This window comes from Streptomyces sp. NPDC006923, assembly GCF_040635655.1.
GTDB lineage: Bacteria > Actinomycetota > Actinomycetes > Streptomycetales > Streptomycetaceae > Streptomyces.
Map to the genome: position 1 here is coordinate 1 of NZ_JBEYIF010000035.1, position 11,712 is coordinate 11,712.

General features: G+C 70.9%; 10 protein-coding genes and 1 pseudogene. 4 read left to right on the plus strand and 7 right to left on the minus strand.

All coding sequences use genetic code 11. From position 1 onward, the window contains the following. The 3 genes and pseudogenes from ABZ707_RS32450 to ABZ707_RS32460 all read left to right on the plus strand — a co-directional run. A pseudogene (locus ABZ707_RS32450) lies at positions 1–230 on the plus strand (ATP-dependent helicase); the annotation flags it as partial. Between the two features lie 163 nt (positions 231–393). Next, the gene (locus ABZ707_RS32455) at positions 394–738 is read left to right on the plus strand and encodes a YciI family protein (RefSeq protein ID WP_360182196.1); all 345 of its coding nucleotides are present in this window, start codon (positions 394–396) and stop codon (positions 736–738) included. A 5-nt stretch (positions 739–743) separates the two neighbouring features. Beyond that, positions 744–2,033 (plus strand): DUF6596 domain-containing protein, encoded by a 1,290-nt coding sequence (locus tag ABZ707_RS32460; protein WP_360182199.1) that lies wholly within the window; start codon positions 744–746, stop codon positions 2,031–2,033. Positions 2,034–2,116: 83 nt separating this feature from the next. Here ABZ707_RS32460 and ABZ707_RS32465 read toward each other — a convergent pair whose 3' ends face one another. From ABZ707_RS32465 to ABZ707_RS32490, 6 genes are all read right to left on the minus strand, one after another. After that, complete coding sequence (locus tag ABZ707_RS32465; protein WP_360182202.1) at positions 2,117–2,494, minus strand: hypothetical protein; 378 nt, start codon at positions 2,492–2,494, stop codon at positions 2,117–2,119. Between the two features lie 92 nt (positions 2,495–2,586). After that, positions 2,587–4,107: a DUF6056 family protein gene (locus ABZ707_RS32470; protein ID WP_360182205.1), complete on the minus strand. Its 1,521-nt coding sequence runs from the start codon at positions 4,105–4,107 to the stop codon at positions 2,587–2,589. Between the two features lie 133 nt (positions 4,108–4,240). Beyond that, positions 4,241–5,227: a glycosyltransferase family 2 protein gene (locus ABZ707_RS32475; RefSeq protein WP_360182208.1), complete on the minus strand. Its 987-nt coding sequence runs from the start codon at positions 5,225–5,227 to the stop codon at positions 4,241–4,243. Positions 5,228–5,745: 518 nt separating this feature from the next. Continuing rightward, the gene (locus ABZ707_RS32480; protein WP_360182211.1) at positions 5,746–6,609 is read right to left on the minus strand and encodes a helix-turn-helix transcriptional regulator; all 864 of its coding nucleotides are present in this window, start codon (positions 6,607–6,609) and stop codon (positions 5,746–5,748) included. A gap of 140 nt (positions 6,610–6,749) precedes the next feature. Continuing rightward, on the minus strand, positions 6,750–8,297 hold the full coding sequence (locus ABZ707_RS32485) for a CehA/McbA family metallohydrolase (RefSeq protein ID WP_360182256.1): 1,548 nt from the start codon (positions 8,295–8,297) through the stop codon (positions 6,750–6,752). Positions 8,298–8,611: 314 nt separating this feature from the next. Beyond that, positions 8,612–9,145 (minus strand): MarR family transcriptional regulator, encoded by a 534-nt coding sequence (locus ABZ707_RS32490; protein WP_360182214.1) that lies wholly within the window; start codon positions 9,143–9,145, stop codon positions 8,612–8,614. A gap of 211 nt (positions 9,146–9,356) precedes the next feature. Between ABZ707_RS32490 and ABZ707_RS32495 the strand changes: the two genes are divergently transcribed. After that, positions 9,357–10,556, plus strand: a complete 1,200-nt coding sequence (locus ABZ707_RS32495) for a cytochrome P450 (protein WP_360182217.1) — start codon at positions 9,357–9,359, stop codon at positions 10,554–10,556. Positions 10,557–10,675: 119 nt separating this feature from the next. Here the strand turns inward: ABZ707_RS32495 and ligD are convergent, their stop codons facing one another. Beyond that, positions 10,676–11,650, minus strand: coding sequence for a non-homologous end-joining DNA ligase (gene ligD / locus ABZ707_RS32500; protein WP_360182220.1), 975 nt, complete (start codon positions 11,648–11,650; stop codon positions 10,676–10,678). Between the last annotated feature and the right edge of the window lie 62 nt (positions 11,651–11,712).

The following is an 11,712-nucleotide window of genomic DNA, read 5'->3' on the forward strand; positions in this document are numbered from 1 at the left end:
CCCCGCAGACCACCCAGGTCCGCTCCGGCGAAGCCGCCCTCACCCGCATCACCGGCGCCCAGGCCCCCACCGGCATCCCCGTCACCATCACCAACGCCGAGCGTCCGAGGCGCGGTACGTCCACGGCGCGTGGCGGCGCCCGTCCCGGCCGGGGCCGGCGTTCCCCCGTCTCCTCCAAGGCGGCCCCGGCCGGCCCACCGCACCGGCCGACCCGTGACGGCGCGGTGTAGCCGGGCCCTCCACGGAGGCCGGTGACAGAGCCGTCCGTGGCACGGCCGGGAAAGAAACTGGAAAACTTTCCGGAGGCGTGTCGATCCGCGCGGGTCCCGTTCGTCGTCATGGCGTACGGCAACCCGCCGCGCGAGGACAGAGCAGGACACAAGGGAGCCCGACATGAAGTACATGCTGCTGATCTACAGTGCCGCGACACCCGAAGCCGCCGACGGATGCGAGTACGAGGACTGGGTGGCCTACGACAAGGCGCTGAAGGAATCGGGGGTGCTGGTCTCCGGGCACGCGCTGAAGGACCTGACCACCGCCACCACGGTCCGGGTGGGCCCGGGAGGCGACCGCACGGTCACGGACGGGCCGTTCGCCGAGACCCGTGAGGTCCTCGGCGGATATGACGTCATCGACGTACCCGACCTCGATGTCGCGCTCGACTGGGCCGCGCGCTGTCCCGGCTCGCGCGGCGGCGGTTCGGTCGTGGTGCGGCCGGTCGCCGAGTTCGAGATCTGACAGCGATGGACGAGCGGGCCGTCGCCGAGGCGTCCGTGGAGTCGGTGTTCCGCGAGGAACGTGGCCGGCTGCTCGCCTCGCTCGTCCGCCGCTTCGGCGACCTGGACCTGGCCGAGGAGGTCGCCTCGGAGGCCATCGAGGCGGCGCTGGTGCACTGGCCGGTCGAGGGCGTTCCGGCCAGACCCGGCGCCTGGCTGCTGACGACGGCCCGCCGCCGGGCCGTCGACCGGCTGCGGCGGGACCAGGCGTACGCGGCGCGGCTCGCCGTCCTGCAGGTGGAGGCCGACCGCGCCGGCCCCGTCCCGTCCCCGGACGCGGACAGCGATCTCCCGGACGAGCGGCTCCAGCTCTTCTTCACCTGCGCCCACCCGGCTCTTCCCGCCGAGGACCGTACGGCCCTGACCCTGCGTTGTCTGGCCGGGCTGACGACGCCGGAGGTCGCGCGGGCGTTTCTTGTCCCGTCCGCGACGGTGGCCCAGCGGATCGTGCGCGCGAAGAGGAAGATCCGCGAGGCCCGTATCCCGTTCCGGGTGCCCGGCGCCGATGAGCTGCCGGAGCGCCTGCCCGGGGTGCTCCAGGTGCTCTATTCGATCTTCACCGAGGGCTACGCGGCCAGCTCGGGGCCTCAGTTGCAGCGGCTCGATCTGGCCGAGGAGGCCATCCGGCTGGCGCGGATCCTGCGGCGGCTGCTGCCCGCCGAACGGGAGGTCGCCGGACTGCTCGGACTCCTGCTGCTCATCCACGCGCGACGCGACGCCCGGACCGGTCCGGAGGGCGAGTTCGTGCTGCTCGGCGACCAGGACCGCGACCGCTGGGACCGCGCCATGATCGAGGAGGGCCGTGCGCTGGTGCTCGTCGCGCTGACCGGCGGGCCGCCCGGTGTGTACGGAGTGCAGGCCGCCATCGCCGCGCTGCACGACGAGGCCGTGGATGTCGCGACCACCGACTGGCCGCAGGTCGTGGCTCTCTACGATGTGCTGCTCGCGCTCGCGCCGTCCCCGGTCGTCGCGCTGAACCGGGCCGCGGCGGTGGCGATGCGCGACGGGCCGGAGGCCGGCCTCACCCTCCTCGACGAGCTGGCCGGAGAGCCACGGCTGCGCGGCTACCACCCGTACCCGGCCGCCAGGGCCGAGCTGCTGCACCGGCTCGGCCGGTACTCCGAGGCCGCGGCGGCCTACCGGAAGGCGCTCGATCTGGTCGGCACCGAACCCGAACGGGCCCATCTGCGGCGCAGGCTCCGCGAGGTCGACCCGTCCGGTCCGGACAGTACGCCCGACGCCCCGCCGGGGCAGTAGGAGCGCTTACGCGATCGGTACCCGTGCCCTTGCCGCACGGGTACCGATAGTCGGATGACAGGGCCGGCTCACCGGAGAAGGACTCAGGTGTCGGAGTAGCTGAAGTCCCCCACCGTCCAGGCGCTCACGTCCTTGATGGCGATGCGGTACATCCCACCGGTCTCGGGGATGCCGACGGTCCCCTGGAGGATCCGTGCGACATGGAAATGAAGGTGTGTGGGCGGCTCGGTCCGCCGTTGCGAGCGGGAGTTCGGACCGGCCGACTTGAAGATGGCGGAGAACGGTGCCAGACGCTCCGAATCCTCCAGCACCTCGGCCACGCGCTCCCGCCAGACGGCCTCGGGCGCCAGCCGTCCGGTGACAACGGCACCTTGGACGACGACGGTGAGGGACATCTGATTGCTTTGCTCGGACTCCACGCTGGTGGCGATGTCAACAAGCAGATCATCAGGCTTCGACATGGGCGCCGACTCTACTATGCCGGGGACCACGAGCGATCGTACGGCCCCCGCCGTGACCCAGTGCCGGTTTCCGTGCGCCGGGCCGCCCCGGGTCAGTGCGGGCGGTTCGAATAGGTGATCCGGGTCAGATGGTAGTAGTCGGCGACACACCGGGCCGGCCAGGCCCTTCCGCGTCCGTTGCCGCCGAACGGCTCGCCCATCCCGCTGAGCGGCGTCGGCGTGTACGGGAGGACCTCCGCGCCGGCCGCCGCGCGGGCGCGCAGCCAGTGATCCTGGCGGTCCCACCGCTGGGCCCGTACGGCCATGTCCTTGCCCAGGTGACCGAGTGGGACGGCCAGCCCGGCACACGCGACGGCGCACAGCGCGGCGCAGGCGGCTGTCATCGCGCCCGTACGCCACCGGCGCCTCCGCAGCGCGTGTCCCAGCAGCACACCGGCGCCCGCGAGCACCACCACATAGAGCAGGAGGTAGTCGTTCCAGGTCCGGGTCGCGGTCACCACCCGGGCGCCGAAGAGGGGATAGGTGATGACGGTGCAGAGATAGCCGGAGAGCAGGAAGGCGAGGGCGGCCGAGGACCACAGGAGGAACGGCCGTCCGGGCGTCATGACCGGTGTGTGCCCCGGACGGCTCCGTGCCGGCAGGCCCAGCAGCACACCGGCCGCGACCGCCCCCACGTACTGCCAGGTGGTGCAGACGGTGACCAGGATGTCGCAGTACGCGCGCAGCGACGCGATCAGTGAGTCGGGCGCGAGCATCGAGGTGGTTCCGGCGCCGTACCGCTCACGCCGGTGGCGCGAGCCGGGTGAGGTGACCAGGACGAGAGTCCCGGCACCGATTCCCGCGATGCCCAGCAGACACCAGGTGCGGGCGTAGGATCGTACGCGCTCGGCGACGGTCCACGGGCAGAGCAGCAGCGCGCCCACCAGTACCACCAGCGCGACGACCGCCGCCTCCTCCGAGAGCAGAGCCAGCAGGAGCCCCGTGACCGCCACGGTGGCCTGCGCGGCGATCCTGCCCAGCCGCCTCCGGGCCGCCAGCAGTGGAATCACCGCGACGCAGGCCAGTACGGGCGCGAGGGTGTGCGAGACGGAGGACGCAGGCCAGTAGAAGGTCTTGTAGGTGTTGGGGGTCGCGAAGAGGAAGACCGCCGTCACCATGGACGCGACGAGCAGCGGGACCCCGCGCGGGACGGTCCGCCCCGACCTGCGCAGCAGCAGCGCCGTGACGGCCCACAGCAGCCCCAGGACGACCGCCGCGCTGACCGGAGCGAACCACTGGTGCCCGGCGACGCCGAATTTCGCGTAGAGCCCGACCAGCAGACCGTTGGTGAGCCGCCCGTTGTCCGTGAAGTAGAACTTGCCGACCAGCCCGGAGACGCCCTGGTCACGGACGGCGGGCAGGAAGCACCACTCGTCCGCGCCCGGACGGACATGACGCCCGAGCCACGCGGCCACGGCGAGAAGCCCGAGGGGCAGCGCCGAGAGCCCGAGCGTCCAGACCGTCGTCCATGGCCGTACGGATACCCCGTGGCCGTCCTCCCGCCCGGGCCGCCCGGGCCGGGGACCCCCGCCCGGCTGTCTCGGGATGGCGACGCTCGATGCGCCCGCGGCCATGTCCATCACTGCCTTTCGGGTTTGGTCCCCACCGGCCCCCGTGGGACAGCCGTTGGCGTGAACGGCTGAACGCGTGGCTGTGCCGACGGCGCCGCACGCGGTGCGGCCGGAGAACGGGAAAGCGCAGGAGTCCTCATGACTCCATACGCGAGTGGGCGAAGGCCGTCGGTGACGGGCCGCCGAGCGGGAACGCCGTACGGGAGCTGTCCGTTTCACGGACCACATAGTGCGGTCGGTTCTTGGCCTCGTGATAGATCCGCCCGACGTATTCCCCGATGACGCCCAGAGTGGCGAGCTGAATTCCACTGAGTGCCACGACGGAGGTCATCAGGGTGGTGTAGCCCGGTGCGTCCACGCCGTAGAGGGCGACATTCGTGATGATCCACAGAGCATAGGCGAGTGCGGACAGGAAAAGGCACAGGCCGGTGTGGATCGCCAGACGCAGCGGACGGCTGTTGAAGGAGAGGAGTCCGTCGATGCCGTAGTTGAGAAGATTTCTGCCGCCCCATTTGGATTGTCCGGCCGCCCGCTTGACATTCCTGTACGTGAAGCTGGCGGTGTCGAATCCGATCCAGGAGAAGATCCCCTTGGAGAATCTGTTGCTCTCGGGCAGCGACAGTACGGCGTCCACCGCCCGGCGCGACAGCAGCCTGAAGTCTCCGGCGCCGTCCACGACTTCGACGTCCATACAGCGTCGCACCAGCCGGTAGTAGACCCTGCTGAGAGCGGTGCGGAGGGCGCTCTCGCCCGCCCGGTCGCGCTGCGCGACGACCTGGTCGTAACCGTGCCGGTGCAGCTCCATCATGCGGGGCACCAGCTCGGGAGGGTGCTGGAGATCGGCGTCCATGAGGACCACCGCGTTGCCCCGGGACATGCGCAGCCCGGCGAGCATGGCGGCCTCCTTGCCGAAATTGCGGCTGAAGGAGGTGTAACGGACCCGCGGGTCGGTGCCGGCGAGCTCACTGAGCTGGCGCCTTGTCCGGTCGCTGCTGCCGTCGTCCACGTAGCAGATCTCAAAGCTCTGCCGGGTCGGTTCGAGGGCGGCGACCAACGCGGTGTGAAAGGCCCCGAGCACCTCGCTTTCGTTGTAACACGGTACGACAACCGAAACCTGAAGCATTGTCATCTCACTCCACGTGCCGCGAAATGCCAAGAGCCCGGAGGCCGTTACGCGGCTCCGCTCCTGCTGGAATCCGGCTCAGCAATCGTCATGAGGCTTTTCGTACGCCGGGGCGTCGTTGACGAATTCTGACCGCTCTTCCTCCGTCTTGGCATCCGACTGATGAGCGTCTTGTCCCAACCATAGAATTAATCGATCTCCCGTCAAGCGTCACGGCGGGCACGGCGTGAACGAGGTGAAGATATTGCGTTGGGAGGATCGGATTGTATGTTCGGGCGCAGTGATATAACCGTGCCGGAATCCGGTGCGCGAAAAGGCATGCCGCACTCTTTCTCCGCCTCGGGGAAGCCGCCCGCGCCCGCATGACGCCTCGTCAGGAACCGGCACCCGGGGCTCGTCCGGGACACGGTGCGCCGGTGAGATCAGCGACAGTCCCGGGAGTCCGCCGAAGTCCAGGACGGTGCGCGTGTGTTCGGGGGCCGGGGAGCAGGACGGAGCACCGGGCAGCGGACGCCCCTTCAGAGTTCCTTGCGGAAACAGGCGAGAAGCTGTTTGCTGCGGCTCGCGGACTCCGCGTGTGCCACCATCCGGTCCATGGCTTCCTTGTGCCCGGAGACCTCGGCGTCCCGGTCGAGATAGAGCGCGCCGGTCAGATACTCGATGTAGACCATGTCGGGCACTTCGGGGACATCGAAGCGGAACAGTACGAACGGACTGTACGTACCGGGGTGATGCCCCGCGGACAGCTCGGCGATCTGCAGCGTCACATTCGGCCGCTCGGCCATCTCCAGCAGTTTGTCGATCTGCGCCCGCATCACCGAGGGCGAGCCGACCGGCCTGCGCAGCACGGTCTCGTCCAGCACGGCCCAGAACGTCGGCGCGTCCGGACGTGTGAGCAGCGTCTGGCGCGCCGTGCGCAGGGCGACATGGCGGTCCACCCGGCCGGGATCGGTCGTCTTTCCCACGGCCCCCGCGGTCAGGACCTCCCGGGCGTAGTCCTCGGTCTGGAGCAGCCCCGGGACAAAATGCGGCTCGTAGGAGCGGATCGTTTTGGCGGCCTCCTCAAGGCTCACATATCCGCTGAACCACTCCGGCAGGATGTCGTGGAACCGCTGCCACCAGCCAGGCTCGTTGGCCTCGTCCGCCAGCCGCAGAAAGACCGCGATCTCCTCGTCGGGCACGCCGTAGGCCGGCAACAGGATTTGTATGTAGGGGACTTTGAGTCCGACCTCGGCCATTTCCATCCTGCGGACGGTGGCGGCCGTGACCCGCAGCAGCCGGCCCGCGTCCTCCCGGCTGAGGCCGGCCTTCTCCCGCAGAGCCCGGAGCTGTCTGCTGAGGACGAGCTGCCCGATGGTGGGGGCGGACCGCGGCTCGCTCACACCACACCTCCCGCGATCATCACCATGCCCGGCAGTCTGCCACAGCAACTCGGCTGCCGGCACGGCATGTTGATCACTTCGGCTGCCGCGGGTCCGCCCCGCTGCCCGGTCCTCACCGCCGGGCGTCCTGCATGCGGCCCTCAGTGTCCGGTGTCGGTGCTCCGCAGCAGAATGGGATTGGTCAGCGCGGCCATCGGGCCCCACTGCAGGGCCGCCGCCATGGTGTTGCCCTTGCCCGGAGTGCCGTCGGCGAGCGGGTGGCGGACCTCCGCCCGGACATAGGCGGCGAGCGAGGCCGTGGTGCGCCACACCACCGTCCCGGCGCCGGATGCGTCGAGCGACTCCTGGTGCATCTGGCCTTCGTCGGTGATCAGGCGCACGGTGCCGTTGGGGACTCCGGCCACCTCGACACGTACGTCGACCGGGGCCTGGGAGGGCAGCCGGAGCGTCTCGCCGATCCCGGCCACCCGGCCCCGGCCCGTGGCGGTGAAACCGACCGACACGGAGGAGGATTCGGCGATCCAGGAGCGGCCGGAGCGGATGCCGTCCAGGATCGCGTCCCGGTCCAGGTTCTCGGCGTTGACCACCGTATGAGGAAGGCCGATGACCTGGGGCTCGCTGTGCGCGTCGCTGTTGCCGATGGCCGGCTGCCAGCCGTCCCCCCGGCGCATCGCCTCCCCGAGCAGGGCGTCCCAGGTGTCGACGGCGGACTCGTCGTCGTAGGTCCACGGCCCGTTCCAGACCTCGACCGCGTCGGCCTCGGCGTAGCCGAACTTCCACTGCGAGGCGATGTACGGGCAGTAGGGATGCGCCGGAACGACCAGGCCGCCCAGCTTGTGCACCTGCTTGGCGAAGCGGGAGAAGGCGCCGTCCCGGGCGCGGTAGCGCCAGTCGATCCAGCTTCCCGCCGGCAGCCCGAGCGCCAGCCAGTGCCCGTTGCGGGTGGTGACCTCCTCACCGGTGATGACCAGAAGGTCCTGGCCGGCCTGCTCGCCCCAGACCCCGTGCGAGGAAGAGGTGTTGTGATCCGTGGAGATCATGAAGTCCAGCCCGGCCGCACGGGCGCCGGCCGCGACCTCGGACGGCAGCCGCTTGCCGTCCGAGTGGACCGTGTGCAGATGGGCGTCCCCGCGGTACCAGGCCCGCCCGCGTCCCCCGGCACGGGTGGGCGGGTAGTCGGGGACGAAGGCGGCGCCGGGAGCGCCGTACCGCAGCGTCACCGTGACGGTGTAGTCCATCCCCTGGGGCGCGACCTGATAGGGGCCGAGGACCACATGCCAGGTGCCCCGGTTGACGGGCCCCGGCAGGTAGCCCGGGGTGGTGGTGCTGTCGTGGCTGACCACGAACGACGTACGGGCTCCGCCCGACCAGCCGCGGAATCCCCTGCCGCCTAGCTCGGTGCCGCGCTCGTCGAAGATCCCGATGTCACAGGAGTTGCCGGGCGTCCCGGCGGGCACGGTCGGCTTGGAGTAGGTGTACGACACGGCGATCTGGTTGACGCCGCGTGGCACCTCCACCGGCAGATATACGAAATCCGCCACTCCGGTGTCCAGATGACCGCTGATGACGCGGGTCACCTCGCCCTCCGCGGGCACGCCGCCGGCCGTGACCTGATCCGCCTCCGCGAAGCTCAGCGGGGCGAGGGCGAGCGCGGCCCCGGCGCCGAGCGCCGTGCCGGCTCTCAGCACTGCGCGCCGGGCGGGAGCCCCGGCCGAGGAGTCGTCCACGGGCGCACCGGCCCCGGGAGCGATGTGGTGTTCACAGAAACCTTGTCGGCACATGGGGTGTTCTCCGGAAAGGACGGAAGTATGGCCCTTCGCACGTTCGTCTTCGCAGGTGAACCGGGGGTGACAGCCCAACGGACGAACGGTACAAGCTCTGTGCGGTGCGCCCCTCCATGATCCCCCACACGTCCCGGAGGCGGGCCGGCCGGAGCGTACGCGCGCGCCGAACCCGAAGAACCCGCAGAACCCGAAGACCCCGACGCCCGGTTCCGGCGGGGTCAGACGGTGTCCCGCGCGCCGGGCACGTCCGCGTCCTCGGTTCCGGCGAGGTCCGGAAGCACCCGGGTGCGCATCTGGCGTGCGTAGCGCTCGACCAGCCGCTGGAGGACGGCGACGGTGGTGGCGATGTCTGCCTCCTCGACGCCGTCCAGCGCTTCGCGCAGGCCGGCCCGGTTGGCCCCGCGCAGCCGGGCGAGAAGCGCCGCGCCGTCCGCCGTGATCGCCACCCGGCGGGCCCGGCCGTCGAGCGGATCAGGGGTGCGCTCGACGAGCCGCTGTGACTGGAGGCGGTCGATCTGCCGGGTGACATGGGAGGGCTCGACCATGAGCAGGGTGGCGAGGTCACCCACTCGGCTCATGCCGCCGCTCATGTCGAGGGCCAGCAGCAGATACACGTCCGAACGGCGGGCGGTGACGCCGGCCTGCGACACCTGCCAGTCGTGTGCCTGGGAGCGAGTCAGCAGGTAGGACAGCGAAGCCAGCGTCTTTTCGAGCGCGGCTGTGGGATCCAGGGCCGTAGCGGCGTCCGACATGGAGGCACTGTAACGGCATCACCGCGCAAGGGCGCGGGTGTTCGCGCGGTCGGCATTCGGCCAATGTGGAACCATCTCTTCCCCGCCCTTTCCCTCCACGCTCAGCGAAGCTAGCGTGACCGTGCGTTAATTGACTTTGTCAGGTATTTCGCCTGCTCCGGTCCCCTCTCCGCGGAACACGCCCGGCCCCCAGCGCGAAGGAGAAGCCCCCATGACCGTCACCGAGCCCACCTCTCCGCTCACCGCTCCCGCCGCCCGGGGCAGTTGCCCCTTCGCGCCGCCGCCCGCGTACGAGAAGGCGCGCAGCGAGTCGCCCGTCACGCGGGTGACCCTGTGGGACGGCTCCCAGCCCTGGCTGATCACCCGGCACGAGGACGTCCGCGCGGTCCTGGGCGACCGGAGGTTCAGCGCGGAGTCCACCCGCCCCGGCTTCCCTTTCCTGAGCGAGGGACGCAAGAAGGTCACCGGGGGCGACCCGAGCTTTATCCGCATGGACGACCCGGAGCACGCCCGGTTGCGCCGGATGCTCACCGCGGACTTCATGGTCAAGAGGATCGAGGCGATGCGTCCCGACATCCAGCGCATCGCCGACGATCTGCTGGACCGGATGACCGCCGCCGGCACGTCGGCCGACCTGGTCCCCGAATTCGCCCTGCCGCTGCCGTCGCTGGTGATCTGCCGGCTGCTGGGAGTGCCCTACGAGGACCACGACTACTTCCAGGACCGCAGCAGGGTCCTGCTGCACGACGACTCCACCCCGGACGAGATCCGTGCCGCCATGGACGACCTGATCGAGTATCTGATCCGGCTGGCGGAGGACAAGGAGCGCGAGCCCGACGACGGCATCATCAGCCGCCTGCTGGCCCGGGGCGAGCTCAGCGTCCAGGAGATCGGCGCCATGTGCCGGCTGCTGCTGATCGCCGGCCATGAGACGACCGCGAACATGACCGCGCTGTCGGTGCTCGCGCTGCTGCGCGAACCGGCGCAGCTCACCCGGCTGCGCGAGGAGCCCGCCCTGGTCAACGGCGCGGTCGAGGAACTGCTGCGCTATCTGACCATCGTGCACACCGGGCTGGGCCGGGTGGCCACCGAGGACGTCAGTGTGGGCGGCCACGTCATCCGCGCGGGCGAGGGGGTGCTGTGCGTGCTGAACGCCGCCAACCGCGACGAGGACGCGTTTCCCTCCGGCGCCGCCCTGGACGTGGCGCGGGACGCCCGCCGCCATGTCGCCTTCGGCTTCGGTGTGCACCAGTGCCTCGGCCAGCCGCTCGCCCGGGCGGAGTTGCAGATCGCGCTGGAGACCGTGGTCCGCCGGCTGCCGGGTCTGCGGCTCGCCGTGCCGTTCGAGGACATCCGCTTCAAGAACGACATGGCCGTCTACGGGGTGCACGCGCTTCCGGTCGCCTGGTGACCACGGGAGAGTGACGGGCCCGGCGGCCGGGCCCGTCCTTCGTACGGTCGTACCCCCGCCGACCCGGCGGGAGAGACGGCCCGCGAAGGTCCCGGGCCGGCACTCCTCGGGGCCGGGCGTCACCCGAGGCGCGTCAGATCCGGCCGCAGCCGGTGCCAGATCGGGTGCCGCAGGATTCCCGCCGCGGTCCAGCCGGAGAAGGCGATCTCGGCGACGAGCCGGGGCTCGGCCCAGTGCGCGCCACGCACCGGGACCGGGTTGGCGAACGGCGGCCCGGGGCGCCCGATCACCGCCAAGTACCGCGCCAGCTCGTGCCGTTCCGGGTCGGACAGGCCCGACCCGACGGCGCCGATGTACCGCAGCCCGGCCTGCTCCTCCAGACCCACCAGGACGGCGCCGGGCAGCCCGGTGATCCCGCCGCGGCCCTCCGACCAACCGCCGATGATCACGTCGAGGGTCGTCACATGCTTGGTCTTGCGCCAGTGGGACGACCGCACACCCGGCGTGTAGAGGGACGACAGGCGTTTCGCCACGACGCCCTCGAATCCGGCCCGCAGCGTGGCGTCCCACGCCTGGCGCCCGTGCCCCTCCATGGACGCGGGCACGCTCCACCGCGCGCCTTCCAGGTCCAGCCCCGCGAGGACGGCGCGGCGCTCCCGGTAAGAGAGCCCCAGCAGGGACAGGCCGTCCAGGTGCATGAGGTCGAACAGCATCAGATGGACGGGGCACTCCACCGCGAGCCGCGCGGCGCGGCGCGGGTCCGCGATGCCCATCCGCCGCTGGAGAAGCCCGAAATCGGCGCCTCCGCGCGCGTTCAGGACCACGACCTCGCCGTCCAGCACGGCGGACCGGCCGCGAAGCTGCTCGGCGAGCGCGCCCAGCTCGGGATAGGTCACGGTGGCGTCATTACCCGCCCGGCTGGTCAGCGTGACCGTCCCGTCACCGGTCGTACCGACGACGCAGCGCACGCCGTCCCACTTGACCTCGAACGCCCACGCGGCCTCCTCGTTCTCGGCGGGCAGTGCGCCCGGAACGGCCAGCATCGGCCGGATGACGGGAAGCGGGGCGGCGGGAGGCGCGCCGGACGGGTCCATGCATCCGATGATCGGGGGACACGGAGGAGCCCGCAGCCCGGGCCGTGCGGGGAGACCGGGCG

Coding starts and splice junctions, on each gene's coding strand:
- ABZ707_RS32455 (WP_360182196.1), top strand. CDS start 394: ATGAAGTACATGCTGCTGATCTACAGTGCCGCGACACCCGAAGCCGCC.
- ABZ707_RS32460 (WP_360182199.1), top strand. CDS start 744: ATGGACGAGCGGGCCGTCGCCGAGGCGTCCGTGGAGTCGGTGTTCCGC.
- ABZ707_RS32465 (WP_360182202.1), bottom strand. CDS start 2,494: ATGTCGAAGCCTGATGATCTGCTTGTTGACATCGCCACCAGCGTGGAG.
- ABZ707_RS32470 (WP_360182205.1), bottom strand. CDS start 4,107: ATGGCCGCGGGCGCATCGAGCGTCGCCATCCCGAGACAGCCGGGCGGG.
- ABZ707_RS32475 (WP_360182208.1), bottom strand. CDS start 5,227: ATGCTTCAGGTTTCGGTTGTCGTACCGTGTTACAACGAAAGCGAGGTG.
- ABZ707_RS32490 (WP_360182214.1), bottom strand. CDS start 9,145: ATGTCGGACGCCGCTACGGCCCTGGATCCCACAGCCGCGCTCGAAAAG.
- ABZ707_RS32495 (WP_360182217.1), top strand. CDS start 9,357: ATGACCGTCACCGAGCCCACCTCTCCGCTCACCGCTCCCGCCGCCCGG.
- ligD (WP_360182220.1), bottom strand. CDS start 11,650: ATGGACCCGTCCGGCGCGCCTCCCGCCGCCCCGCTTCCCGTCATCCGG.